The organism is Herminiimonas fonticola, from assembly GCF_003293745.1.
Taxonomy (GTDB): Bacteria; Pseudomonadota; Gammaproteobacteria; order Burkholderiales; family Burkholderiaceae_D; genus Oxalicibacterium; species Oxalicibacterium fonticola.
Map to the genome: position 1 here is coordinate 599,291 of NZ_PTLZ01000001.1, position 25,249 is coordinate 624,539.

The 25,249-nt window shown below is 52.7% G+C and carries 24 protein-coding genes and 1 riboswitch; of the genes, 9 read left to right on the forward strand and 15 right to left on the reverse strand.

All coding sequences use genetic code 11. From position 1 onward, the window contains the following. Nucleotides 1-14: 14 nt before the first annotated feature. The 6 genes from hslU to dksA form a co-directional block, all read right to left on the reverse strand. Complete coding sequence (gene hslU / locus Hfont_RS03040) at nt 15-1,355, reverse strand: ATP-dependent protease ATPase subunit HslU (RefSeq protein WP_112990741.1); 1,341 nt, start codon at nt 1,353-1,355, stop codon at nt 15-17. A 45-nt stretch (nt 1,356-1,400) separates the two neighbouring features. Then, nucleotides 1,401-1,937, reverse strand: coding sequence for an ATP-dependent protease subunit HslV (hslV, locus tag Hfont_RS03045; RefSeq protein ID WP_112990742.1), 537 nt, complete (start codon nt 1,935-1,937; stop codon nt 1,401-1,403). 165 nt (nt 1,938-2,102) lie between these two features. After that, the gene (locus tag Hfont_RS03050; protein ID WP_241522990.1) at nt 2,103-3,617 is read right to left on the reverse strand and encodes an STAS domain-containing protein; all 1,515 of its coding nucleotides are present in this window, start codon (nt 3,615-3,617) and stop codon (nt 2,103-2,105) included. A gap of 99 nt (nt 3,618-3,716) precedes the next feature. Then, the gene (locus Hfont_RS03055; RefSeq protein ID WP_112991673.1) at nt 3,717-5,738 is read right to left on the reverse strand and encodes a TonB-dependent receptor; all 2,022 of its coding nucleotides are present in this window, start codon (nt 5,736-5,738) and stop codon (nt 3,717-3,719) included. A gap of 84 nt (nt 5,739-5,822) precedes the next feature. After that, a complete protein-coding gene (locus Hfont_RS03060; protein ID WP_112990744.1) occupies nt 5,823-6,221 on the reverse strand; it encodes a hypothetical protein in 399 nt (132 codons plus the stop codon). A 230-nt stretch (nt 6,222-6,451) separates the two neighbouring features. Next, nucleotides 6,452-6,904: an RNA polymerase-binding protein DksA gene (dksA, locus tag Hfont_RS03065; protein WP_241522991.1), complete on the reverse strand. Its 453-nt coding sequence runs from the start codon at nt 6,902-6,904 to the stop codon at nt 6,452-6,454. Here dksA and Hfont_RS14970 point away from each other — a divergent pair. Next, nucleotides 6,867-7,457 (forward strand): hypothetical protein, encoded by a 591-nt coding sequence (locus Hfont_RS14970; RefSeq protein ID WP_241522992.1) that lies wholly within the window; start codon nt 6,867-6,869, stop codon nt 7,455-7,457. The two genes, dksA and Hfont_RS14970, sit on opposite strands and share 38 nt — an antisense overlap. A gap of 96 nt (nt 7,458-7,553) precedes the next feature. Here the strand turns inward: Hfont_RS14970 and Hfont_RS03070 are convergent, their stop codons facing one another. The 7 genes from Hfont_RS03070 to Hfont_RS03100 all read right to left on the reverse strand — a co-directional run bounded on the left by Hfont_RS03070 (nt 7,554) and on the right by Hfont_RS03100 (nt 13,805). Continuing rightward, nucleotides 7,554-8,609, reverse strand: a complete 1,056-nt coding sequence (locus tag Hfont_RS03070; protein WP_112990745.1) for a CobW family GTP-binding protein — start codon at nt 8,607-8,609, stop codon at nt 7,554-7,556. A 74-nt stretch (nt 8,610-8,683) separates the two neighbouring features. Then, complete coding sequence (locus Hfont_RS03075) at nt 8,684-9,211, reverse strand: Fur family transcriptional regulator (RefSeq protein WP_112990746.1); 528 nt, start codon at nt 9,209-9,211, stop codon at nt 8,684-8,686. A 104-nt stretch (nt 9,212-9,315) separates the two neighbouring features. After that, entirely contained in the window at nt 9,316-10,272 is a 957-nt protein-coding gene (gene xerC, locus Hfont_RS03080; RefSeq protein ID WP_112990747.1) for a tyrosine recombinase XerC, read from the reverse strand. 9 nt (nt 10,273-10,281) lie between these two features. Continuing rightward, on the reverse strand, nt 10,282-10,950 hold the full coding sequence (locus Hfont_RS03085; RefSeq protein ID WP_112990748.1) for a DUF484 family protein: 669 nt from the start codon (nt 10,948-10,950) through the stop codon (nt 10,282-10,284). 170 nt (nt 10,951-11,120) lie between these two features. Next, nucleotides 11,121-11,972 carry a diaminopimelate epimerase gene (gene dapF / locus Hfont_RS03090; RefSeq protein ID WP_112991675.1) on the reverse strand — a complete coding sequence of 284 codons (852 nt, stop codon included), beginning with the start codon at nt 11,970-11,972 and terminating at the stop codon, nt 11,121-11,123. A 64-nt stretch (nt 11,973-12,036) separates the two neighbouring features. Beyond that, a complete protein-coding gene (locus Hfont_RS03095) occupies nt 12,037-12,936 on the reverse strand; it encodes an LpxL/LpxP family acyltransferase (protein ID WP_112990749.1) in 900 nt (299 codons plus the stop codon). Further along, a complete protein-coding gene (locus tag Hfont_RS03100) occupies nt 12,933-13,805 on the reverse strand; it encodes a lysophospholipid acyltransferase family protein (RefSeq protein WP_112990750.1) in 873 nt (290 codons plus the stop codon). The genes Hfont_RS03095 and Hfont_RS03100 overlap by 4 nt, the downstream gene beginning before the upstream one ends. 192 nt (nt 13,806-13,997) lie before the next feature. Between Hfont_RS03100 and metK the strand changes: the two genes are divergently transcribed. From metK to metF, 5 genes are all read left to right on the forward strand, one after another. Next, complete coding sequence (gene metK, locus Hfont_RS03105; RefSeq protein ID WP_112990751.1) at nt 13,998-15,161, forward strand: methionine adenosyltransferase; 1,164 nt, start codon at nt 13,998-14,000, stop codon at nt 15,159-15,161. Between the two features lie 90 nt (nt 15,162-15,251). Continuing rightward, nucleotides 15,252-16,196 carry a M14 family zinc carboxypeptidase gene (locus Hfont_RS03110; RefSeq protein WP_112990752.1) on the forward strand — a complete coding sequence of 315 codons (945 nt, stop codon included), beginning with the start codon at nt 15,252-15,254 and terminating at the stop codon, nt 16,194-16,196. Nucleotides 16,197-16,248: 52 nt separating this feature from the next. Continuing rightward, nucleotides 16,249-16,335: riboswitch (S-adenosyl-L-homocysteine riboswitch) on the forward strand. 27 nt (nt 16,336-16,362) lie between these two features. Next, a complete protein-coding gene (ahcY, locus tag Hfont_RS03115) occupies nt 16,363-17,802 on the forward strand; it encodes an adenosylhomocysteinase (RefSeq protein ID WP_112991676.1) in 1,440 nt (479 codons plus the stop codon). 151 nt (nt 17,803-17,953) lie between these two features. Continuing rightward, nucleotides 17,954-18,298 (forward strand): phage holin family protein, encoded by a 345-nt coding sequence (locus Hfont_RS03120; protein ID WP_112990753.1) that lies wholly within the window; start codon nt 17,954-17,956, stop codon nt 18,296-18,298. Next, nucleotides 18,295-19,146: a methylenetetrahydrofolate reductase [NAD(P)H] gene (gene metF, locus Hfont_RS03125; RefSeq protein ID WP_112990754.1), complete on the forward strand. Its 852-nt coding sequence runs from the start codon at nt 18,295-18,297 to the stop codon at nt 19,144-19,146. The genes Hfont_RS03120 and metF overlap by 4 nt, the downstream gene beginning before the upstream one ends. Before the next feature lie 40 nt (nt 19,147-19,186). Here the strand turns inward: metF and Hfont_RS03130 are convergent, their stop codons facing one another. Beyond that, entirely contained in the window at nt 19,187-19,747 is a 561-nt protein-coding gene (locus Hfont_RS03130; protein ID WP_112990755.1) for a 5-formyltetrahydrofolate cyclo-ligase, read from the reverse strand. Nucleotides 19,748-19,884: 137 nt separating this feature from the next. On the opposite strand from Hfont_RS03130, the gene Hfont_RS03135 reads away from it, so the two are divergent. The 3 genes from Hfont_RS03135 (at nt 19,885) to Hfont_RS03145 (ending at nt 23,903) form a co-directional block, all read left to right on the forward strand. Continuing rightward, nucleotides 19,885-21,834: a lytic transglycosylase domain-containing protein gene (locus tag Hfont_RS03135; protein ID WP_112991677.1), complete on the forward strand. Its 1,950-nt coding sequence runs from the start codon at nt 19,885-19,887 to the stop codon at nt 21,832-21,834. A gap of 72 nt (nt 21,835-21,906) precedes the next feature. Then, the gene (locus Hfont_RS03140; protein ID WP_112990756.1) at nt 21,907-22,620 is read left to right on the forward strand and encodes a glutathione S-transferase family protein; all 714 of its coding nucleotides are present in this window, start codon (nt 21,907-21,909) and stop codon (nt 22,618-22,620) included. 26 nt (nt 22,621-22,646) lie between these two features. Continuing rightward, the gene (locus Hfont_RS03145; protein ID WP_112990757.1) at nt 22,647-23,903 is read left to right on the forward strand and encodes a multifunctional CCA addition/repair protein; all 1,257 of its coding nucleotides are present in this window, start codon (nt 22,647-22,649) and stop codon (nt 23,901-23,903) included. Nucleotides 23,904-23,925: 22 nt separating this feature from the next. Here the strand turns inward: Hfont_RS03145 and Hfont_RS03150 are convergent, their stop codons facing one another. Continuing rightward, a complete protein-coding gene (locus Hfont_RS03150) occupies nt 23,926-25,056 on the reverse strand; it encodes an ABC transporter substrate-binding protein (protein WP_112990758.1) in 1,131 nt (376 codons plus the stop codon). Nucleotides 25,057-25,249: the final 193 nt, after the last annotated feature.

A 25,249-nucleotide genomic window follows, 5' to 3' on the forward strand; every position in this document is an offset into this window, starting at 1 on the left:
TCTCCATGCCTAGCTTACAGCACATACCGCGACAGATCTTCATCGACAGACAATGCGCCCAGTCTTTCATCTACATAAGCGGCATTGATGGTCAGTGTCTGATCCGGGCTGTCGCTGGCGGAAAAGGAAATTTCCTCCAACAGTTTTTCCATCACTGTATATAAACGACGCGCGCCTATGTTTTCGGTTTTTTCATTGACCGAATAGGCAATTTCCGCCATTCGTTGAATGCCATCCTGCGCGAATTCGATTTTGACCCCTTCGGTTTCCAGCAAGGCTTCATATTGCTTGGTCAGGCAGGCATCGGTGCCGGTCAGAATGCGCTCGAAATCGGCAATAGACAGCGATTCCAGTTCGACACGGATAGGGAAACGACCCTGCAATTCCGGGATCAGATCCGATGGTTTTGCCAGATGAAATGCGCCGGATGCGATGAACAGAATGTGATCGGTTTTGATCATGCCGTACTTGGTGTTGACGGTCGTACCCTCAACCAGCGGCAATAAATCGCGTTGTACGCCGGCGCGCGATACTTCGCCGCCGCCGGTTTCCGAACGTGTTGCGATCTTGTCGATTTCATCGAGAAAAACGATGCCATTCTGCTCGACATTGTGAATCGCTTTTTGCTTGAGCTCGTCTTCGTTCACCAGCTTGCCGGCTTCTTCTTCGATCAACAGCTTGATGGCTTCCTTGATCTTGATCTTGCGCGCTTTCTTGCGGCTGCCACCCACGCCGGAAAACATGGACTTGATTTGCTCGGTCATTTCTTCCATGCCGGGCGGCGCCATGATTTCCATAGTCGGGCCGGCTTCCGCCAGTTCGATTTCAATTTCTGTGTCGTCCAGCGAGCCTTCACGCAAACGCTTGCGGAAAGTCTGGCGTGTCGTGTTGTCGGGCGTGCTGGCACTAGCAGCTGGTGACGAGGAGAAACCGAAATCACGGGCCGGCGGCACCAGAATATCGATGATGCGATCTTCCGCCGCATCTTCTGCGCGCGCGCGGACTTTGCGTGTTTCCAGTTCGCGTGTCTGCTTGATGCCGATGTCTATCAAGTCGCGGATGATAGTATCTACATCGCGGCCTACGTAGCCGACTTCGGTGAATTTTGTCGCTTCGATTTTGATGAAAGGCGCATCTGCCAGTTTCGCGAGGCGGCGTGCGATCTCGGTTTTGCCAACGCCGGTCGGTCCTATCATCAGGATATTTTTGGGCGTGATTTCGTGACGCAGCGGCTCCTGCACTTGCTGACGGCGCCAGCGATTACGCAGGGCGATGGCAACGGCGCGTTTGGCATTGGCTTGGCCGACTACGTGTTTATCCAGTTCGGAAACGATTTCTTTGGGTGTCATGTTCATGATGTGTTCGCCCGAGATCGGACGTTTTCCTGTATTGGTCCGGAATTAGTCCAGAGTTTCTATCGTGTGCGACAGATTGGTATAAATGCACAGTTCGCCGGCGATGGTCAGTGATTTTTTGACGATTTCCAGCGGTGACAAATCGGTGTTTTCCTGCAAGGCCTTGGCCGCCGATTGGGCGTAAGTGCCGCCTGAGCCAATTGCGCCTATGCCGTCGTTCGGTTCCAGCACATCGCCATTGCCGGTGATCACCAATGTGGTTTCGTGATCTGCGACCAGCAGCATGGCTTCAAGGCGGCGCAGAATGCGATCGGTACGCCAGTCCTTGGCGAGTTCTACCGAAGCGCGCATCAAGTGGCCCTGATGTTTTTCCAGCTTGGATTCGAAGCGTTCCAGCAAGGTGAATGCATCTGCGGTGCCGCCTGCAAAACCGACCAGTACCTTGCCGTTATAAACCTTGCGCACTTTGCGCGCAGTGCCCTTCATGACGATATTGCCTAATGTGACCTGGCCATCGCCCCCTAGTGCGACGATATTGCCGCGTCGCACCGAGAGTATGGTGGTGCCGTGAAATTGTTCCATGCTTGCCTCTGAAATGAAGTGGCTGACTTAATGCAAAATACTGATGCAAAACGGGTGATGTTGGATAAAACTTGCGCGCTCATGTTGGAAGCATAAGCGGCGTTCTAGAAAAAATGGGGGCGGACGATTCGATTGCAAGTCGAAATTTCGTCCTTGATTGCAGAGTTAGTTTTTGCGCGGGACGATACGTACAAGTTCTGCAACGCCCATTACGTGACAAAGCGCGACAATAAAATGATTGGCATTGTGCAATTCGATACTTTTCCCGGCGCTGACCAAAGGCGTCAGACCGCCAAACAAGCGTCCGGCTGCATTGAAATCCATGCGTGCCAGGCGCGTGCAATCGAGGATGACGGGATTGTGCGTGTGCGCGTAGGCAGCGATGTTTTGTACGAGTGTATCGGTACGCGCATCGATTACGACAGGCATCATGAAGTGGTCGCTGGCAGTTTCGTCAGGTTCGGCGGTTTCTTCTGCTGCAGTGACTACCTTGTTTTGCGGTGAAACGAAGGATGGCGGTGATACTTCAAAGGTGACGCAGTAATCGATACTGGTCTCTTCAAAATCGGATTCGCGATTCAATAAACGCAAAAGCTCCAGCAGCAAAAGCCACGGCGCTTCAGTTTCATCGCGACGGCCTACCATCAGGATCGCGCGGATTTTTTCTGTCAGCTCGGGTGCGCCGACCAGGATCAGGTTGTGGCCGGATTTTTGCAGTTTCTGCAAAACGCTGAACAACAGGCCGCAACCGACAGGATCGACTTCGGTAACGCGCGCAAATTCGAGCTTGATGACATTGCTCATTTCCGCCATGTTCTTGATGCGTTCCAATTGCTTGATGCTGGTGGCATCGAGCTTGCCGGAAAACGCAACGCCAGGCGTGGTGCCGGCGCGTGGCGCGGCCGCTGCTTGCGGTTTGGATTCGGCGGCGTTGCTGTCTATCCACGCAGGTGGCGACATTTCAAATTTGTTGGCGTATTCGATGGACAGATTTTCAAACGATACACGCTGACCGGTAATTTGATAAAGATCGAACAACATGCCCCATACGGTTAATGGCGTGTTGCCAAGCGCATCTTCTGCAATTGCATTCAGCAAGACAGGTTCAACCAGATCGGTCTGACCATTGGCAAACAGGATGGCGGCTTCTTCAATCACCGGTGCAGCTTCGGAAGTGGATATCGCGACCGGTCCTATGACGGTTTCTGCACCCAGCAGGAAGGCAGTGCTGGCGCCCATGATGTCGGGCAGCATAGACGGTTGATCCAGGGTTGCGGCATCGGGGCTTTTTGCTTGAGCGCGTGCTGCTGGCAGGCGCTGTGCGGTATCCATGAATTGGCTGGACGGACCAGGCATGGTATTGCCGCTGAAGGGCAGCGGTTTGACGAACTCGGACGACATTTCAGATTCGATGGCATCGATCTTCATGGCGGTCGCGTGTGCTGCTTTGCGCTGAACTTGTTGCGTTTGTTCGTTTTCGTTTTTTGTGGCGCGAGCGGCACTATTGTCGCGCTTCTTTTGCGAAGACTCTTGCTCAGTCGGCTTGCGCGCCGACTGGCCGTCCTTCTTTCCAAATAGCGAAAAAATCCCCACGTCTATCCTGGTGAGCAATGGTGTGCACTCTAACAGTGCGCCAAGTTTATAAAGTGGTGCTATCGGAATTTCTCCAATGGCAACCATGTAAAAATTCTCGCCTAAAGGTAACACAGGCAGCCAGTACAAAGCGACCCGCAGAGCCTCTGCAGGTCACTAGTGTAGCCAAAAAACCAGGAAGTATCTTTAAAAACTTGTGCGAACGCCAATGATCAGGTTTCTACCCGGCAGTGGAGCTTCTTCGCGCAATACCGAGGTGGATAGACGAATGTCGTCGTTCAACAGATTCTTGACGATGGCGAACCAGGTTACGTCGTTTGAATTGATGCGTTGCGTGTACGACAAATTGGCGTCGACCTGTGTGTAGGACGGCGTGACGAAGCTTTCAAAGCTGGCCAGTTTGTCCTGTTCTTGTGCGTGCAATACCTTGACACCCGAGCGCCAGCCGCCTTGACGATAGCCGACTTCGCCGCCGTAACGTGTCGCCGGTTGCAGTGGCAGATTATCGAGATCGGTCAGCTTGCCGCGCGAGGTGTCGGCAAAGCCACGCCAGGACCAGCCTTCACCCCGCAGGTTGTAGCTGATTTCTGCTTCGGCACCGCGTATCGTCGCGCTGTTTTGCGACCAGAAGCGTTGCAGGAATTCGTTGTTGGTAGCGATCGGATCGACCACGCCATCTTCATTCACAGTGGTGCCGTCGGTGCGACCATAGATATAGTTCTTCACGCGAGTCTGGAAGATGTTGGCTTTCCAGCGTATCAAGCCTTCGGTTTTTTGCAGGCTGATTTCGAAATTGCGTGAGGTTTCCTTGTTCAGATTGTTGTCGCCTATGTCAAAGGTCGCGGTCGATTCATGCGGTCCGTTGGAATACAACTCCTCGATTGCAGGTGCGCGTTGCGCAACGGATGCCGTAGCGCCAAGGCCATAACCCGGCGTGAAGGTCCATAGGCCGCCTAATGAATACGAACCGAGGTTGAAGTCGCGTTGCGTCAATCCCGATACTGCATCCGGCTTGCGTTTGACTGATTCTAGGCGTGCGCCAGCACTGGCACGGAAAGGGCCAAAGTCGCGTTCTTCCACCAGGAAGCCGGCGATCGAATCGGTTTTGGTCAGGGGAACGGTTTCCGGTCCGCTGCCATCTGCCGCGAGTGCCGAGAATTCAGAGTTTTCGGTTTGCAGGCCGAAGGTGCCGCGCCAGCCAGCCATAGGTTTATGCGTCAATTCGATGCGGCTTTCCAGCGCATTGTTTTTGAAATCGGTGGCCGGTGTGCCGTCTTCCAGATTTTCCGTGTGCTTGTAATCGGTATGGCCTAATTTGAAGCGCAAGGATTCAAAGTTGCCGAATGGTTCCTTGATCAAGCCATCGATATCGAAGCGTGTTTGTTTCAGCGTGATGAAGGAACGTTCTTCGGTTGGAATGCCATAGCGATCGTCGTTGACGCCGACGGATGCGCCTATGTGGCCCCAGCTTTGAATATACGAGGCGCCGAAGCCAAGGCTGTTGGCACGCGCAAATGAGTTGGGCAGACGACCGGAACCCAGACTGGGATCGCTCAGGCTGACATCACCTGGAATTTTATAATCGTCGGAATTACGCAGATTGCCATCAATATGCAAACCGATATCGCCAGCGGCACCATCGACAGACAGTGACATGTTCTTCGTGTGATCTACCGTGCCGTAACGAACTTCGGCGTCACCAGTCGGCTTGGCGTTCAAGACGGTAGGGATGCGGTCATTGATGATGTTGACCACGCCGCCTATCGCACCTGATCCATACAGCAATGATGCCGGGCCGCGCAGGATTTCAATCTGGCGCGCAGTCGATGCTTCACCGCCGACCGCATGATCGTTAGACAGGCTGGATGCATCCAGTATGGACATCCCGTTTTGCAGAATTTTGACGCGTGGACCTTCCATGCCGCGAATGATCGGACGCGATGCGCCTGCACCAAATGCGGATGCGGAGACGCCGAGTTCTTGCGACAAGGTATCGCCGAGTGAATTGCCGAGTTTTTCGCGTAACTCGTCGCCGTACACGACTTTGGCTGGCGCGAGTATTTGCGCGCCTTCGTCGCTGTTGAAAGGGGTGGAGGTGACGACGACGGCGGGCAGGGTTTGCTCTTGCGTTTGCGCAAAAGCAGAGTGTGACAATGTGGCGAGCGCAGACAGAACGGCGCTTGCCAGCAGGGTGCGTTGAGCGATCATGATACTTCCTTGAAAAATCGAATAGAAGCCGCCGCGCTGAATCGCAATGCGATCAGGCAGGACGGTACAAACAGGAAAAATCAATCACGCCGTTGGCGGTGCGCGTGAAGAGAAATGACAGAGAAAGGGTGCGTCCCACGAAGCATGGGCGGCCCACAGCGCCAGAACCTGCACGCTGGTTTGCAGAAGAGGAATAAACGGAAGTGCGGGTGCGCTATCGGCCAGCGCCATGCCGTCAAACAAAGTACAGGAATGCGATTTGTCGCCTGCGTATTCAGTAGTTGAGTCCGGCGTGGAGTCGAACGTTGACGCGAAAGATGTTTGACTGACAGTTCGCACTGCATGCTGATTATCTATTCTGTCCGCATGCACTATCCGATGCTGCAATCCCATCCATTGCGCGAACAATACAGCGATCACCAACAATGCGGCGAAGCAAAGTCGTGTTGCGGCTGGTGTGCGTGATGAGAATGCAGGTTTCAAAAAATACTCGTTCGTTGATACGGTGTGAGCGGCAGGTCAAATACATGCAAAGGCTGTCAATCAATATTCATGATCTGGGCCAAACCGAATAAGCCTAAACGCTTGTCGCTTCCAAATCGGAGCGGTAATCGTATATTGCAACAGAATTGCATTCTACAAAAAAACAAAGCGCGCGGATAGAGGGCCGCGCGCTTTGTTTGCAAATGAATGGGGATTAATTCCGGCTGGAATCAGTCGCCATACAGTTTTTGTTTCAATTCGCGACGTTGCTGCGCTTCCAGCGACAGGGTAGCGGTAGGACGTGCCAGCAAACGTGGTACGCCGATAGGCTCGCCGGTTTCTTCGCACCAGCCGTAGTCGCCGGCGTCAATGCTGGCGATCGATTGCTGTACTTTTTTCAGCAACTTGCGTTCGCGGTCGCGGGTGCGCAATTCCAGAGCATGTTCTTCTTCGATCGTAGCGCGATCGGCTGGATCGGGAACGAGGACTGTTTCACGCAAATGTTCGGTGGTTTCGTCTGCGTTTTTCAGCAATTCTTTTTCAAGTTGCTGCAGGCGATTCTTGAAGAATGCGAGTTGTGCCGCATTCATGTAATCCTTTTCGCCCATCTTGAGGATTTGCGCTTCGGATAACAGAGGACCGTCATTGTCGGCGGTCGGGATTGCTTTTGATTTAGTTGCCACTTCGCGTACTTTCGAAACTACAGCTTGTTCAATTTTATCTACTGGTGCGGAGACGGCCTTTTTACTGCTGCCTGCTCCAGACCGAGATGCGTCTTTGTTTGCTGTTACTGCAGTTGCCTTGGGAGCGCTTGCAGGAACTTTCTTGATTGGTTGTGCTGCTGCTTTCACCGCAGCTTTTTTAACAGCCGCTTTTGCTTTGACTGCAGGTTTGGCCGCTGGTTTCACATTTTTTGCGGCAGCGGTTTTCTTTGCCACGACTTTTGTTTTTGCAGCGACCTTGGCGGATTTTACCGCACTCTTCGCCGGCGTTTTCTTTGCGACCTTGGCTGCCGATTTAACAGCAGGCTTGGCCGCCGGTTTGATCACTTTTTTCAGTGCCTTGACGTTTTTTTCTGCAAGTGTTTTTGTCGCTGACTTTGCAGTTGATTTCGCCGTGGCCGTTTTGCCTGCCGGTTTTGCACGAGCAGTGCTAGCTGCCTTTTTCGTGGCAGTTTTTTTTGCGCTTTTTGCAGATTTTGCGACGGTTGCGTTCATAGTCCCTTGTCCTCAATGAACTTTCCCACACTCGGATCATATCGTGCTCTGCGTGCGATTTACTGTCTTTCGCATCGTCCCGGCCGCTCTATCCTGAGCTAAAAACTGGGCTAGTTTATACCAAACATTGTTCTAATCCGTAAATAAAAGTTTCTTTTGGCAGATTCTGTCCGATAAATACCATTTTGTTGGAGCGGATTTCGTCTTCGCCCCATTTGCCTCCTATGTCGGTGCCCATAATTTGGTGCACGCCCTGGAATACCACCTTGCGGTCGGCACCGTCCATCCACAGCACACCTTTGTAGCGCAACATGCGTGGCCCGAAAACCTGCACGATACCGCCCAAAAATTCATCCAATTTTTCGGTGTTGAATGGCCGGTCGCTCTTGAATACGAAGGCTGCGATGTTGTCGCTGTGATGACCGTGATGGTGGTCATGATGATGGTGCTCATGTTCGCCGTCGTGATCACAGGCTGCATCGCAGGTGTGGTCGTGATTGTGCGCATGTTCTTCTGCCGCGATGAAATCGGGGTCGATTTCCAGCTTGTCATTCAGGTTGAAGCCACGCAGATCCAGTACGTCGGCAATCGCGACCTGGCCGAAAGCTATGGTGCTGATAGCGGCGCGTGGATTGATGCGCTTGATGCGTTCGGTCAAAACCTTTAATTCATCTGCGCTGACCAGATCGGTTTTCGACAGCAGCAATTTATCGGCAAAACCGACCTGGCGCTGCGCTTCTTCATACGTATCGAGTTGATGCATGGCGTGTTTGGCATCGACTACGGTGATGATGGCGTCGACCAGATAGTCGGCGGCGACTTCTTCATCGATGAAGAAGGTTTGTGCAACCGGACCAGGATTGGCGAGCCCGGTGGTTTCGATGACGACATGATCGAACTGCAGTTCGCCATCACGACGGCGTTGCGCCAGTGCAGTCAATGCAACGATCAGATCGCCGCGTACCGTGCAGCATATGCAGCCATTGTTCATCTCGACGATTTGCTCGGTGCCGTCCTGCACCAGGATTTCGTTATCGATATTTTCCTGGCCGAATTCGTTTTCTATGACGGCAATCTTGAAGCCGTGCGGTTCTTGCAGGATGCGATTCAGTAGCGTGGTTTTGCCTGCGCCCAGGAAGCCGGTCAGGATGGTAGTAGGAATGAGTGCCATGATTTTTAAGTCGTGCTTTGAATTCGTTTGTTGAAATCGGATACGTAATCGAGCGTTGAAATTCCGTCTTGTCTTTAATGCGCGGCGCAGTCTGCGCAAAGTCCCTTGATGGTGAGTTCTATTTCGTGACTCTGGAAACCTTTTCCTAGTGTGCTTTGCAATACTTTTTGCAGTTGCTGGCGCAGCGTCGCAGTCGATGGATTGATGTTGTGTTTGGCGTCGGTAGCGAGCAACTTCTCATCGATATTGTCGATGCAGAAAACCTTGGCACAACGCGTGCATTTGAAGTGACCGTGCTGATGTTGTTGCGCATGATGCGTGCCGTGTGCGATCTCTTCCGTTCCTGCGTTATAGCGGAACACGCGATCGTCGCCGGCGATCTTGTGCGCCAGCCCGGCGTCGGTCAGGCTATCCAGCGCGCGGTACAGCGTGACCCTGTCCATGTCGACCAGCGTGTCCTGTATGTCCTGATGCGAAAACGCATAACGCGCACTGAGCAGCGCGGCCAAGACCTTGATGCGAGCATCGGTGGCGCGTACCGACGTGGTACGTAACTGGCTTTCAGCCAGTGCCAGAAAATCTGGAGCTGTGGTTTTTTTCATGATGATGCGGTGACAAGTTTAATGACGGCGTGATGGCTTGATTATGCCGCAATTTGCAATTCAGTTGCAATATATCCGCTTATGCGAAATCTTGTGGATGCAGTTCAGGGTTTCTTTTTTGCGCGCGGATGTGCGGCGTCGTAGACCTGTGCCAAGCGTTGAAAATCAAGCGAAGTATAAATCTGTGTCGCGGAAATAGACGCATGCCCCAGCATTTCCTGTACCGCGCGCAAGTCCCCGGAAGATTGCAAGACGTGCGACGCGAAGGAATGGCGCAACACATGTGGGTGTACATCCATAGGCAAGCCAACAGCTTGCGCATGTGCTTTCAGGCGGAGTTGAACCACGCGTGCGGATACGCGTGTGCCGCGTTCACTCAAAAACAATGGATGCAGATCTAGTTTGACCAGAGTGTCGCGCACGGCAAGCCATGATTTGAGTGCGTCCATGGCTGCTTGTCCGATAGGCACGCTGCGCATCTTGTTGCCTTTGCCTGTGACCATGACTTCGTGGGCGTCGAAATCTATCCAGCCGGCTGACGCATAGCGACTTTCCTGTGTATATCTGACGTCCAGTCCAACCAATTCCGAAACCCGCAAGCCGCTGGAATACAGCAATTCAAACATTGCGTGATTGCATAACTGCATCGCTGAATCTGCATTTCTTCCAGGGCTGGTTTCCGACACCAAACGCACTGCGTCGTCGGCTGCCAAGGCTTTCGGCAAGGGTTTGTTGCGTTTGGGTGCCTTGATGCCATCGACAGGATTTGACGTGATGGCGTTTTGTTCGGACAGCCAGTTGAAAAAACCGCGCCATGCAGAAAGTTTGCGTGCAATCGAACGCGCATTCAAACCGTGCGCATGCAATTGCGCCGCGAATTTTCTGATCTGAAAATGATTGACGGCGCTGATTGATGCATTGCTGTCTGTTGCTGTCGCGAACACGACCAGTTCAAGCAGATCGCGTCGGTAGCTGGTGACGGTGAGCGGCGACAATTGCCGCTGGCTGATCAGGTTATCGAGATAACCATCCAGATAAGCCTGATTGCCGGCGACGCTCACGATGTTGATTTAGTCGAGCAAACTCGACAGTGCGGCGCTGGCGGTCTGGCCGATGTTGATCAGGAAATCGGTCGCCATCTCGGATGTAAAGCGATGCGGATCAGACGAGCCGAGCACCAGCAAACCAAACGCTTCCGGCGCGTCGTCCAAACGCAAAGGCAACAAAGCCAGCGATTGAATCGATGGCGCATCTTCCAACCATGAAGCCGCTTCAAAATCATTGTTGCTGCCGCAGAACGGCACGGTCAAGCCATTTGAAAACAGACGTGAATCGGCAGAAACCGGCGCGGCAAACCATGTATGCGCGAATTCTTCCGACACGCCCCACAAACGTAAAGTAACGTGCGGCACCGAGAACGTGTTTTGCAAACCTGTGGTTAATGTGTGCGGCAAATCGACATCGTTGCGGGCCAATAACAGCGAACGTGTCCATGTATGAAATTTTTGTGTGATCTGGTCGTTTTCCTGGGCGATGCGGATTAGCTCGGCCAGACGCATTTCCATGATCTTGAACTTTTCACGCATTACGTCCATTTGTCGCTCTTGCAAAGACAGAGTGCGTCCGCCGAGTGGACTCGACAGTTTTACCTGTGCCAGAACTTCCGCATGTTCTTCAAAAAAATGCGGATTATTCAGTAAATAGTCGGCGACGGTATTGGAGTCCAGTGGAGATGTCATGTGTCGTAATTAAATTTAGAGGAACGTAAAAGATCGTAAGGAATCGCTGTGGCTGAAGGTGCGCAATCGGGATTGCATCGTTTGCTTATCGAGCAGCCATGAATTGCTCATGATTCTAACCGACATCGGCGCCTGACAAACAATTCTGCAGCGCAGATCAAGGCTGGATTTTAAAGTTCGATTTCGCCTTCGAATACCGTTACGGCGGGGCCGGTCAGCATAACGGACGATGAGTTACCTGCCCATGCAATCGATAATTCGCCGCCACGGGTTTGTACCTTGACTGGCGATGCCAGCAAGCCACGCCGAATGCCGGATACGACAGCAGCGCAAGCACCGGTGCCGCAAGCCAATGTTTCGCCGGCACCACGCTCAAATACACGCAACTTGATTTCATGCGCATCGATGATTTGCATGAAGCCGGCGTTAACGCGTTTTGGAAAACGCGGGTGATGCTCGATCAGTACGCCATCTTCGCGCACAGGTGCTGTTTCTATATCGGCGACGACTTGTACCGCATGCGGATTGCCCATCGACAATGCAGCGATCCAGTAAGTCTCGCCCTTGATATCCAAAGGCCACAAGGTTTCTTCGCCCTCGGCTTTGGACAGCAGATCGGTCGTGTCGAAAGGCACATCTTCCGGTGCCAGAATTGGTGGCCCCATATCGACGGTAATCTGTCCATTCGCTTCCAGTCGCGGCTCGATAATGCCGGACATGGTTTCTACCTTGATCGCATGCTTGCTGGTGAGTTTTTTGTCAGTGACAAATTTGACGAAGGCGCGTGCGCCGTTGCCGCACTGCTCGACTTCACCACCGTCGGAGTTATAAATGCGATAGCGGAAATCAACGTCGGCCGCTTGCGGCTTTTCCACTACCAGCATTTGATCGGCACCGACGCCGAAGCGACGGTCTGCCAGATATTGCCATTGGGCCGGAGTGAAAGCTATCGCCTGATTGATTGCATCGATGACGACGAAATCGTTGCCGGCACCATGCATTTTTGTGAATTTGATTTTCATGTGGCGATTATAAAGCCGCTGGCCGTGCGTGGTAAAAATGCATGCAGGTATCTGCATTCATGCATTAGTAAGCAGGAGGGGCTTCATCTGATGCATTGGATTCGTAGAAGCTGGCTTCTCCTGCGGGCCGTGTCTTGAAGCGTTTGTGCGTCCAGAAGTATTCTGCGGGTGCTTCGCGCGCTCTGTCTTCGATGAATGCGTTCATGGTGCGGGTGGCTGCAGTGATATCGTCGCCCGGAAAGTTTTCCCATGCCGGATAAAATTTGACGGTCCAGCCACGGTAATTCGGCAAGTAGGTGGCGACTACTGGAATCACTTTGGCATGCGTTGCCGCCGCAATTCTGGCTGGTGCTGTAAGAGTTGCTGCAGGTACGCCGAAGAAAGGGACGAACTCTGCATCCTTCTCGCCGAAATCCATATCCGGCAGCATGAAGAAAGGCAAATTTTCACGCATCGCGCGGATGATGGGTTTCACGCCATCACTGCGTGAAAATAATTTGACCGGGCGAAAGCGCGAACGACCCTTGCGCAATACTTCATCGAATATCGGATTCAATTGCTGTGTGTAAATAGAGCACAACGATGATTCCAGCATGACGGCGACGCCGGCCACATCCAGACTGACAAAATGCGGGCACAACAAAATAGTGGGGCTTGCATTGATGGCATCCAGTGGTACAGATGGTTCAATAATTATCAATCTGCGCAGACGTGCTTCGGATGCCCACCACAAAATGCCGCGCTCCAGCACGCTGCGTGCATAATTTTGAAAATGTTTTTTCGCGATGCGATGGCGCTCTTCTGGAGTCCACTCAGGAAAGCATAATTCAAGATTGATCAGCGTAATAAGCCGCCGTTTTTTCTTGTAGATGAAGAGCAGGCTGCCGATTGCTTCGCCCAGTCGCGCGATGACAGGTAAGGGTAGCCAGTGCAGCAGCCACATCGATATGACGAGCGCTCTCATGACGCGGCCTGGTCTTGGTCGGATGCAGTAACTTCATCTGGTGCAGCGACGCCGGCAGGAATCTTGTAGTGGTTATAGCTCCAAAAATATTGTGCCGGACAAAGTGAGATCAGCTGTTCCATCGCGGTATTAATCGCGCGCACCTGCTGTTGCGGTGTCAATTCTGCTGCCATGCTGAACGGTAGAAAATGCAGGGTGTATCCCTTGCCGCGCGGCAAACGCTCTGCGAACGCGAGAATCATGGTTGCACCGCTCATTTCCAGCATCTTGGCCGGCAAGGTCATTGTGTAAGCGGGTTTGCCGAAAAAATCAGCCCATATACCTTCACCGTTTTGCGGAACCTGGTCAGGCAATAAACCGATTGCGCCATTCCTTTTCACGACTTTGAACAAGGCGCGTACGCCGCTCAGATTGGCCGGCGCCAGTGAGAGATTGTGGCGCGCCCGTGCGCCTTCGATCAGCGGCTTCAATGCTGCTTGCCGTGGTGGGCGGTACATGACGGTTAGCGGCAAGTGTGCAGCGGTAGCTTGTGCGGACACTTCAAAGCAGCCCAGATGCGGCGTCAGAAAAATAATCCCGCGTTTGGCATCCTGCGCCTGTTGCACCAATTGCCAATTCTTTATCGTGACGGTTTTCAGTACACGCTGCGGAGAGGCGCACCAGATGAAGGGCAGTTCCATCATGTTCTTGCCGGCTTCTGCGACCGCAGCAGACAAATGATCGCCAAAGCCGGCTTGGCGAATATTGTCCTGCAAGCGGCGACGATATTGTGACGAAGAAAGATAAACAGCCCAGCCGAGTGCGCTGCCGATTGCATGCAAGAGCGGCAAGGGCAAGAATGACAAGAGGCGGAAAATGAGAACTAGCATGCAAGTTTTTATACTTATTCGAGCAAGCCCTTAGAAGAGACTTTGCCGATTTATTTCAAGAGGCGTAAAATAGCACAAAGAAGTACCCGCCGAGTTAATGACAACTTGCGAGGCGGTATATAAATTTCGCTAAAGCGTCGCAGGTTCACTGAGTTGACCGCGACATCTAACCAACTATAGAAAGAACCTGCGATGGCTAATGATTTTCTGTTTACCTCCGAATCTGTCTCTGAAGGCCACCCTGATAAGGTCGCCGATCAAATCTCCGACGCGATCCTCGATGCAATTTTCCAGCAAGATCCAAAAGCCCGTGTTGCTGCTGAAACCCTTTGCAATACCGGTCTGGTCGTTTTGGCTGGTGAAATTACAACGTTCGCCAACGTTGATTACATTGAAGTAGCGCGTCAAACCATCAAACGTATCGGTTACGACAATGCCGATTACGGTATCGATTACAAAAGCTGCGCAGTACTGGTGGCGTACGACAAGCAATCACCGGACATCGCACAAGGTGTTGATGAGGGCGCTGGTATCGACCTCGACCAAGGAGCTGGTGATCAAGGCTTGATGTTTGGTTACGCTTGCGATGAAACGGCAGAACTGATGCCGGCTGCGATTCACTATGCGCATCGCATCGTGGAGCGCCAATCAGAATTGCGAAAAGACGGTCGCCTGCCATGGCTGCGTCCGGATGCAAAATCGCAAGTCACCTTGCGCTACGTTGATGGTCGTCCTGTTTCCATCGACACCATCGTATTGTCGACACAACACGCGCCGGAAATGCAACACAAAGACATCGAAGAAGCCGTGATTGAAAGCATCATCAAGCCTGTCGTGCCGGCTGAATGGTTGAAAGACACACGCTTCCTGGTCAATCCAACAGGTCGTTTCGTCATCGGCGGTCCGCAAGGCGATTGCGGTTTGACCGGTCGCAAGATCATTGTCGATACCTACGGCGGAGCAGCGCCGCACGGCGGCGGTGCGTTCTCCGGCAAGGATCCTTCGAAGGTCGATCGTTCGGCTGCGTATGCTGGTCGTTACGTTGCGAAAAACATCGTGGCAGCTGGTTTGGCAGAACGTGCGCAAATCCAGATTTCGTACGCAATCGGTGTGGCAAAACCGACTTCGGTGATGGTCACCACATTCGGCACAGGAAAAATCAGCGATGAAAAAATCGCTCAACTGGTGCTCGAACATTTCGATCTGCGTCCAAAAGGCATCGTGCAAATGCTGGATCTGTTGCGTCCTATCTATCAAAAAACCGCAGCATATGGTCACTTTGGTCGCGAAGAGCCGGAGTTTACATGGGAACGTACTGACAAGGCCGCAGCATTGCGTGCAGCAGCCGGTCTGTAATTAGTCGGTTTGTAAGCAAGTCGTCGTTGTACTTTGTGGTCGGATGAAATTCATGCAGAATTCATCCGACCATTTTGTTTTGAGAAGTGAATGTCTATCGTGAATACTGTCAGCCGCATTGTGTTTCCATTATTGGTATTGCTCGGCAGTACCGTTTCGGCACATGTTGCTGCGACCAATCCAGTTACGCCTGATAAGTCGGCCAAGCTTGATGATTGGTGTAGACGACTGGTGGTTCGCCTGCCTGGCATCACGAATCCCATGTGCAGACGCAGTGAGTTGGCACCAACCGGCGTAAATTCCCTGCAGGGTTTTCCTTTGCTGGCGCGGCAAATTCCTGCCCTTAAAAGTGAAGGTCATACGCATCCGCCATTACGTGTGTTGTTGATGGGCGGCATACATGGCGATGAATTGACTTCTGTCTCTATCGTTTTTCGCTGGCTGGAATGGATGTCGACGCCGGCTGCTCAGCATTTTGAATGGAGCGTGGTGCCTGTCGTTAATCCCGATGGCTTGCTGGCAACCAAGGCCAAGCGCGTCAATGCAAACGGCGTCGATTTGAATCGCAATTTTCCTACTCCGGGTTGGCAGCAGGATGCACCTCGTTACTGGGCCGCCAGAACCAAAAGCGATCCGCGTCGCTTTCCTGGTCATGCGCCTTTATCCGAGCCGGAAAGCCGCTGGGTGTATGACGAAATGGCAAGGTTCCGCCCGGATGTAATTATTTCCGTGCACGCGCCGTTTGGCGTTCTTGATTTTGATGGCCCGGCACAACCGCCGCGTCGTTTCGGCCGCTTATTGCTCAATCGCGTAGGGGTTTACCCCGGTTCTTTGGGCAATTACAGCGGCGTCCATAAAAACGTCCCGGTGATCACGATCGAGTTGCCGAATGCGCAAAAAATGCCATCCGAAGCCGAGGTGAAGCGCATCTGGCTGGATATGCTGGGTTGGATAAGAGACAACGTTGAGCCGCAGGCAGAAACCGCACGCGTGCACTCGGTATCCTTGTCCAGTTCCGCGCCATTGAAAAAGTAATTTTCATTGCGGCAGCATGGTTTCAGGCATGTTTTTCGATTAAAATAGCAGCCGCATCAAGGAGCGTTGCGATAGGTCGTCGAAGCTATAGACCTACCAGGCTTGATGCAGTCAATACCAGCAACTGCGCTCACGTTTCTTTTTTTCTAACCGAAAGGAGGGCGTGATAAACGCCGCAGTAATGACTTCCTCTACCAAATTCACCGATTACGTTATCGCCGACTTGTCCCTGTCCACATGGGGTGACAAGGAAATCAAGATCGCCGAAACCGAAATGCCCGGCCTGATGGCCATCCGCGAAGAATTCGCTGCTGCACAGCCACTGAAAGGCGCGCGCATCACCGGTTCCATCCACATGACAATTCAAACCGCAGTGCTGATCCAGACTCTGGAAGCATTGGGCGCGAAAGTTCGTTGGGCATCGTGCAACATCTATTCGACACAAGACCACGCTGCTGCTGCGATTGCTGCTGCCGGCACACCAGTGTTTGCTGTCAAGGGCGAAACGCTGGACGACTACTGGGAATACACCCACCGCATCTTTGAATGGCCGAACGACGCCAAAGGCGCGCCGGTTTATTCGAACATGATTCTGGATGACGGCGGCGATGCAACCTTGTTGCTGCACCTCGGCACCCGTGCAGAAAAAGACGCATCGGTATTGAATAACCCAGGTTCAGAAGAAGAAATCTGCCTGTTCAATTCGATCAAAAAACATCTGGCAGTTGACGCTAACTGGTACTCAAAACGCTTGCCAGAAATTCTCGGCGTGACCGAAGAAACCACCACCGGCGTGCATCGTTTGTATCAAATGCACAAAGAAGGCAAATTGGCTTTCCCTGCAATCAACGTCAACGACTCCGTTACCAAATCCAAGTTCGACAATCTGTACGGCTGCCGTGAATCGCTGGTCGACGGTATCAAGCGCGCGACCGACGTCATGATCGCCGGTAAAGTTGCGGTCATCGCCGGTTACGGTGACGTCGGCAAAGGTTCAGCTCAAGCGATGCGCGCATTGTCGGCGCAAGTCTGGGTTACTGAAATCGATCCTATCTGCGCATTGCAGGCAGCGATGGAAGGTTATCGCGTTGTAACGATGGAATATGCTGCTGAACACGGCGACATCTTCGTTACCTGTACCGGTAACTATCACGTCATCACGCATGACCACATGGCGAAGATGAAAGACCAGGCGATTGTCTGCAACATCGGTCACTTCGACAATGAAATCGAAGTGGCAGCGTTGAAGCAATACACATGGGAAAACATCAAGCCGCAAGTCGATCACATCATCTTCCCGGATGGCAAACGCATCATCTTGCTGGCTGAAGGCCGTTTGGTTAACCTCGGTTGCGGTACCGGACATCCGTCGTACGTGATGAGTTCGTCGTTTGCGAATCAAACGATCGCGCAAATCGAGTTGTACGCCAACACGAAGAATTATCCAGTCGGCGTCTACACCCTGCCTAAGCATCTGGATGAAAAAGTCGCCCGTCTGCAATTGAAAAAACTCAATGCACAATTGACGACGCTGACCACTGAGCAAGCCGATTACATTGGTGTGGCGCAAGTTGGTCCGTACAAGCCTGAGCATTATCGTTACTAAGAAATTGTCGGTGCAAGCACAGCAGCCTGATCAGGTTTGCTGTGAAAAGCACCGCTGCTCTCGAGCAGGTGTTTGACATTAGTTGCCGTGCCGTTTCATTGCCTTGCGATGGAACGGCGATTTCCTGAAATTGAATTCAAGGAGAAATCACATGCGCTTATTGTTAATCTGGGCGATCAATGCAGCGGCGCTGTTTGCGCTTCCTTATCTGATGACGTCGATCAAGGTCGATAGCGTAGGCACGGCCATCATCGCCGCGCTGGTGCTGGGACTGGTGAACGCGCTAATCCGTCCGATACTCGTTTTGTTGACCTTGCCCGTGACCTTGCTGACGCTGGGTTTGTTTATCTTCGTCATCAATGGTTTGATGTTCTGGGCGGTATCGCAAATGGTGGGCGGCTTCCATGTTGCCGGTTTCTGGTCGGCAGTGGGCGGTGCGATCTTGTACAGCATTATTTCGTGGATATTATCCGCGCTCATACTCAAAGAAAAATGAACCAACAGAATTTCAGCATAGAATTTTTTCCGCCCAAGACACCTGTCGGCGTGGAGAAATTGCGCGTCACCTGCGCCAAGCTGGCCGAATTGAATCCCAAGTATTTTTCGGTCACTTTTGGCGCCGGTGGTTCGACGCAACACGGCACGCTTGATACAGTATTGGAAATCCGCGGCGCCGGTCATGAGGCCGCACCGCATTTATCCTGCCTGGGCAGTTCGCGTGAAAACCTGCGATCGATTTTGCAGGAATACAAATCGCATGGCATCAAACGCATCGTCGCCTTGCGCGGCGATTTGCCTAGCGGCTACGGCGCGATGGATGCCTCGTCCAGCGAATTTCATTACGCCAATGAACTGGTGGAATTCATACGCGCGGAAACCGGCGACTGGTTTCATATTGAAGTTGCGGCCTATCCGGAAATGCATCCGCAAGCCAAGTCGCCGAATGACGACATTGCCAGCTATGCACGCAAGGTCAAGGCCGGTGCAGATTCGGCGATCACGCAATATTTCTACAATGCGGATGCCTACTTCCGCTTTGTCGATGATGCGCGCAAGGCAGGTGCGGACGTGCCGGTGACGGCAGGTGTGATGCCGATTACCAATTACTCGCAGCTGATGCGTTTTTCGGATATGTGCGGGGCAGAAATCCCGCGCTGGATACGTCTGAAGCTGGCCAGTTATAACGACGACACCGATTCGATACGCGCCTTCGGCCTTGATGTGGTGACGGATCTGTGCGAGCGTTTGCTGGCTGGCGGTGCGCCAGGTTTGCATTTTTACACCTTGAATCAGGCTGCGGCTACGCATGCAATATGGAGTCGCCTGAATCTGTCACAGAAGTAATTTCGCTTGTAAAAAGAAAAAGCCGCGTATGCGGCTTTTTTTATGTGTGGTCTTGCGCGAATGTCGCAGTTGGCGTCATCACCATATCCAGCGCAACATCATATGGATCTGCCGCGAAAATGGTTTCTGCATTTGCATAGGCCACGCCTATCGTATACGGCTTGGGTACTGATGCCAGCGTGCGATCATAAAAACCGCCGCCATAACCCAGTCGAAAGCGTTGCTTGTTAAAACCTACGCACGGGATGATCAATGCCTGCGGCTGCAGTTCCTTATGCTGGTCTGCCGGCACCGCAGCGCCGTAGCGGTCCTTGATGACAGGATCTCCGGGCGTCCAGGCACAGAACTTTAACGGTGTGTTATCACTCACAACTACGGGTAGTGCGAGTTGCACGCCTAATTCAGTCAGTGTCGCATAAGCCGCATTCAAATCAGGTTCGCCGCGCATCGGCCAGTAAACGCCCATTGTATGGAAACGTTTGATGGACCAGCATGTCATGACTTTTTCGATAAGTTGCTTATCCCAAAGCAGTTTTTGCTCAGCAGTGATTGCATTGCGTGCTGTGAGTAATAGTTGCCGTAATTCGCTCTTGTTTTGCATGGGATAGGCTAAGAATTTGAAGGAATCGCGTGCTATTCTAGTTATTGTTAATGCGAGCCTGCCGGTTGAAAAATTATCCGGGCAGCGCTCAGCTCAGTGCTCAGTATACGCAGGGTCAAAAAAAGGTCACGGAATTCATGTTTTCGAATAAATTATTTTCTCGTATTTTGCTGGTCGCGATGTCAGCGACGTTCTTGTTGCCGCTTGCCCATGCGCAAAAACGCACAACGGGCTTTGCCAGTGACGACGATGCTTTTCTGGCATTGCGCGATGCTTCGCGACGTAATGATGCCGGTCGTGCCGCTGATATTGCAGCGAACCTGGGCAACTATCCGATTCCATCTTACGTTGATTATTATCAACTGAAGCCGCGCCTCAAGGATGCCTCGCCTAGCGAGTTGCAAGCTTATCTGGCGCGATATAACGGTAGCGCCATCGCTGATCGCTTGCGCAATGACTGGCTGCTTGATCTCGGCAAACGGCGCGACTGGATCACTTTCGATGAGCAGTATCCACAATTTCAATTGAACGACGATACGCAAGTGAAATGCTATGCGCTGATGTCGAAAGCGGCGAAAGGGGTCAAGGTCGCGGATGAAGCGCGCGCATTGCTGAACGTTCCCAAGGATTTCGGCGAAGGTTGCGTCGCATTGGTGGCCGCGCTGATGGAAAACAAGCAGTTTGACGAAGACGATCTGTGGGCGCAGATACGACTCGCATCTGATACCGGCTCCACCGATTATGTGCGCCGCTTTGTGCCATTGACTGGTATCGAAGACGGCTCCCTGGTTGCGGCAATGGATAAGCCTGCATCCATCGTTGCGCGCGGCGTTGGATTCCGCCGTGTGCGACATGAAGTGTATGTCGTCGCGATGGGCCGCATTGCTAAAAACAATCCGGCGCAGGCTGCCGATGTGTTGTCGAACAACACCTTGTTGCTGAACAAAAAGCAGGAAGCATTCGCGTGGGCACAGATCGCCTATCAGGCCTCGATGAAGCTGGCGCCGGAAGCGGTGCAATACTGGCGCAAGGCGGGTAATGCACCCTTATCGCTGGAAGCGCACCAATGGAAAATCCGCGCCGCCTTGCGTGCCGGCGACTGGAAGCTGGTGCAAGCCGGTATCGAAGCGATGCCTGCATCCTTGCGTGATGATGCGGCATGGACTTACTGGCTGGCGCGCGCTCTGCGCGAAGATGGCAAGCTCGATGCTGCGAATGCGCGCTTCCAGCTGATTGCGCCGCAAACCAATTTTTATGGTCAGTTGGCACTGGAAGAGCTGGGACAAAAAATCACGATTCCGCCACGTGCATTGCCGGTGACCGATGAAGAGATCGCACCTATGGCAAGCAATGCCGGCTTCCGCCGTGCGCTCAAATTCTTCGATCTGGATTTGCGCTTTGAGGGTTACCGTGAATGGAATTGGGAACTGCGCAAGATGAACGACAGGCAGTTGTTGGCTGCTGCAGAATTCGCCCGTCGCAGCGATGTGCTGGATCGTATGGTCAACACCTCGGATCGCACCAAGACTGAATTCGATTTCACGCAACGTTTTCCTGCGCCGTATCGTGACATCATGCGTGCAACGACGCAACGGCAAGGAATGGAAATGGCCTGGGTGTATGGCTTGATTCGTCAAGAGTCGCGTTTCATCATGAATGCACGCTCGCATGTGGGCGCTTCCGGTTTGATGCAGTTGATGCCGGCTACCGCAAAGCATGTCGCCAAAAAAATAGGCATGACAGATTTTGTACATAGCCAGGTCAATGAAATCGAAACGAATATCTTGCTCGGCACCAGCTATCTGAACATGGTGTTGAGCGATCTTGAAGGTTCGCAAACCATGGCGACCGCTGCCTATAACGCAGGGCCGGGGCGGCCGCGCACATGGCGTTCCAGTCTGCCGCGACAGGTTGAGGGTGCAATCTTTGCCGAGTCGATTCCTTTTTCTGAAACGCGCGACTACGTGAAAAAAGTATTGTCGAACGCGACCTACTATGCGGCCATGTTCGAAGGTAAGCCGCAGTCATTGAAAGCCCGTTTGGGTAGCGTTGCACCTGCTGCTTTTGTGCCGACTGATTTGCCGTAAAAGCGCATTGCATGCTCCGGTGTCTGGAATGCCGGAGCAACATCCGATCACGAATATTTTTCACCGACATTTATGCAAACCACAGAACTTGATCCTACGCTTTCGCAAACGCTGGGCAATGCAGAAAAGAGTGGCCTCAAACTCGTGATCGCCAATAAGAATTATTCGTCGTGGTCCATGCGTCCCTGGGTCGTGATGACCGCATTCAATATTCCATTCCAGGAAATTTCGCTACTGCTGGATCGTTCGGATACGGCGGCGCAAATTGCGCATTATTCAGCGGCTGGTCGCGTACCGATTCTGCTGGCGGGTGAAACCACGATTTGGGATTCGCTGGCGATTTGCGAATATCTGGCGGAACAATTTCCTGAAAAGAAAATGTGGCCGGAAGATGTCGCAGCGCGCGCGCTGGCACGTTCGATTTGTGCGGAGATGCATTCCGGTTTTACCGGCGTGCGCTCCGCGATGTGGATGAATATCCGTGCAAAATTTCCCGGCAAAGGCCGCAGCATAGATGCGCAGGCTGATATCGGTCGCATCAGCGAGATATGGGAAACCTGTCTTGCGCTATCCGGCCCCAGCGAATTCTTGTTTGGCGAGTTCTCGATAGCTGACGCTTACTTTGCGCCGGTAGTCATGCGCTTCCGTACGTATGAAGTGGTGCTTGGTCCGGCGCTCGACGCCTATGTCGAGCGTGTTGCTGCACATCCGGCCGTGGCGCAATGGATAAGCGGTGCCTTGGCCGAGACTGCGCGCATTGAAAAATACGATGTCTATCCCGACTGATCAAATTCGGATTGCATAGCCCTGAAATGAAAACCTATATCGTCGGCGGCGCAGTGCGGGATGAGTTGCTTGGCGTCGCAGTCAAGGACAGAGACTACGTTGTGGTCGGTGCGACGCCGGAACAAATGATAGCGCAGGGTTACACACCAGTCGGCAAGGACTTCCCGGTTTTTCTTCATCCTGTCACGCACGAAGAATATGCGCTGGCACGCACTGAACGCAAAACTGCGCCAGGTTACAAAGGCTTTGTATTCCATACGGATGCCAGCGTCACGCTGGAACAAGATTTGATCCGGCGCGACCTCACGGTCAATGCGATGGCAAAAGATGCGGATGGCGAGATCGTCGATCCCTTTGGCGGCAAACAGGATCTGGCACAGCGTATTTTTCGGCATGTGTCGCCTGCGTTCGCGGAAGATCCGGTACGCATTTTGCGAGTTGCCCGTTTTGCTGCACGCTTTCCACAATTTTCAGTCGCCACAGAAACCAATGCGCTGATGCAGACAATGGTGGCAGCCGGCGAGGTCGATGCCTTGGTGCCTGAGCGTGTCTGGCAAGAATTGGCGCGCGGCTTGATGGAGCAACAGCCATCGCGCATGTTTGCCGTATTGCGCGCCTGCGGCGCCTTGAAACGCATCTTGCCCGAACTTGATATTTTGTGGGGCGTGCCGCAACCGGCTTCGTATCATCCGGAAATCGATGCCGGCGTGCATGTGATGATGGTTGTTGATTACGCCGCGCAGCAAAATTTTTCTCTGCCAATACGCTGTGCTGCGTTATTCCATGATCTTGGAAAAGGCGTGACGCCGCCAGAGTTGTGGCCACGGCATCATGGACATGAGATGCACAGCGTGAAGTTGGTCGATGCGGTTTGCCAGCGCTTGAGGATTCCAAATGATAGTCGTGATCTTGCTTTGATGACTGCGCGCGAACACGGCAATATCGGTAGGGCGCTGGAATTGCGTGCGGCGACTATTGTGAGTTTATTCGAGCGTTGCGACGCCTTTCGCAAGCCGCAACGATTCATTGATATGTTGCAGGCATCGGAATGCGATCATCGTGGCCGCACCGGGTTTGAAGAGAAACCGTTTCCGCAAAACGCTTATTTGCAATCTGCATTGGCCGCTGCACAAACGGTGAATGGCGGCGAGATTGCCGCGCTCACGCAGCAGCGTTATCCAGATCAGCCCGGTAGTATTCCCGAGGCGATTCGTACTGCGCGTATCAAGGCCGTAGCGCTGGCAATTGCAGAAGATTCCGCTGCTGGCCGATCCTGCAATTGAGTGCGCTTTTTGGAAATGCTGCTTAGCGTATAAAGCGTCCATTACTGATCATCGTCATTTCGACGAATTCGCTGCCAGTGTGATCAGCAACGGTGTAGCTGATCATCAAACCACCCAGATCAAATTTCTGCATCGATTCCATCGCACGCACAAAGCTTTCGCGGGTTAGATTGCGACCGGCGCGCTTCAATCCTTCGACCAAGACCTTGGCGGCTACAAAACCTTCCATCGCTGCATAAGACACGGTCGTATTGCTGGCCTTGGCGAGCGCTATGTATTCTTTGCCCAGCCCCGTGGTTGATGAATTTGGCGCTGGTGTAATTTGCGACACGATCACACCGGTGCCCGCAGGTCCGAGATCTTGTACGAAGGATTGTGAGGAGTTGTTCGACAAGGTCATGATTTGCACCATGCTGCCTTTTGCGCGTATCGCCTTGATGAGTTCGACAGTGTGAGCGGAAGAACTGACAATGATCAGGGCATTCGGATTGGCCTTGACGATGATGTCGGCGCTTGCTGCGTAATCCGGTTTGACGCGTGGGAATGAGGTAACGATGGCGGGAATCATATTGCGCTCGTTCATCGCACTGACAAAGCCGGCCAACCCATCCATGCCGAAAGAGTCGTCGACGTGCAGCAAGCCTATGCTTTTCGCACCTATGGTTGCAAAATGCTCCACACCTTTTTTGACTTCGTCCTGATATTTTGCTCGCACGTTAAACAACAGCGGATTAACTGGCGCATGGAAAACCTTGGCGCCTGTGCTGGGGGCAATCAACGGAATTTTGTTTGCGGCGAGTATCGGCAGGATGGCTTCGGTGAGTGGTGTGCCGCGATTCTGGAACAAGGCAAATACATGTTCTTTCTTCACCAGCAGTTCGGCATTGGCGGCGGCTAATTTAGCGTCGAACTTATCGTCCAGTGTGATTAATTCGATTTTGCGACCGTTGACGCCACCACGACTGTTCACACTGGCAATGTATGCGTTTGCCCCTTCGTTCATTTCTTTAACCGGCGCTGCAATGATGCCAGTCAGACCTATCGTTTGACCGATCAGAATTCTGGTATCGGTCACGCCATCTTCTGCATAAGCCTGGCAGAAAAAACCGATGGAAATCAGGCCAACAATTAAAACGCGTAAAGAACCAAACATGTTGAACTCCCCTAGGCGGCCATTTACGCAGTTATGCGTTGTCGGCTCATTTTGTGATAGTGCCTAAGAATGCCATAGCCTTGTTCGAGCAACTGATTTTTCAATCAGCGATGCCGGAGTGCGACGTGCATTTTTGATAATTTTTGATGCTTGCGCGGCGGGAAATCGGGCGCAAGCGATAGGTGTATTGATA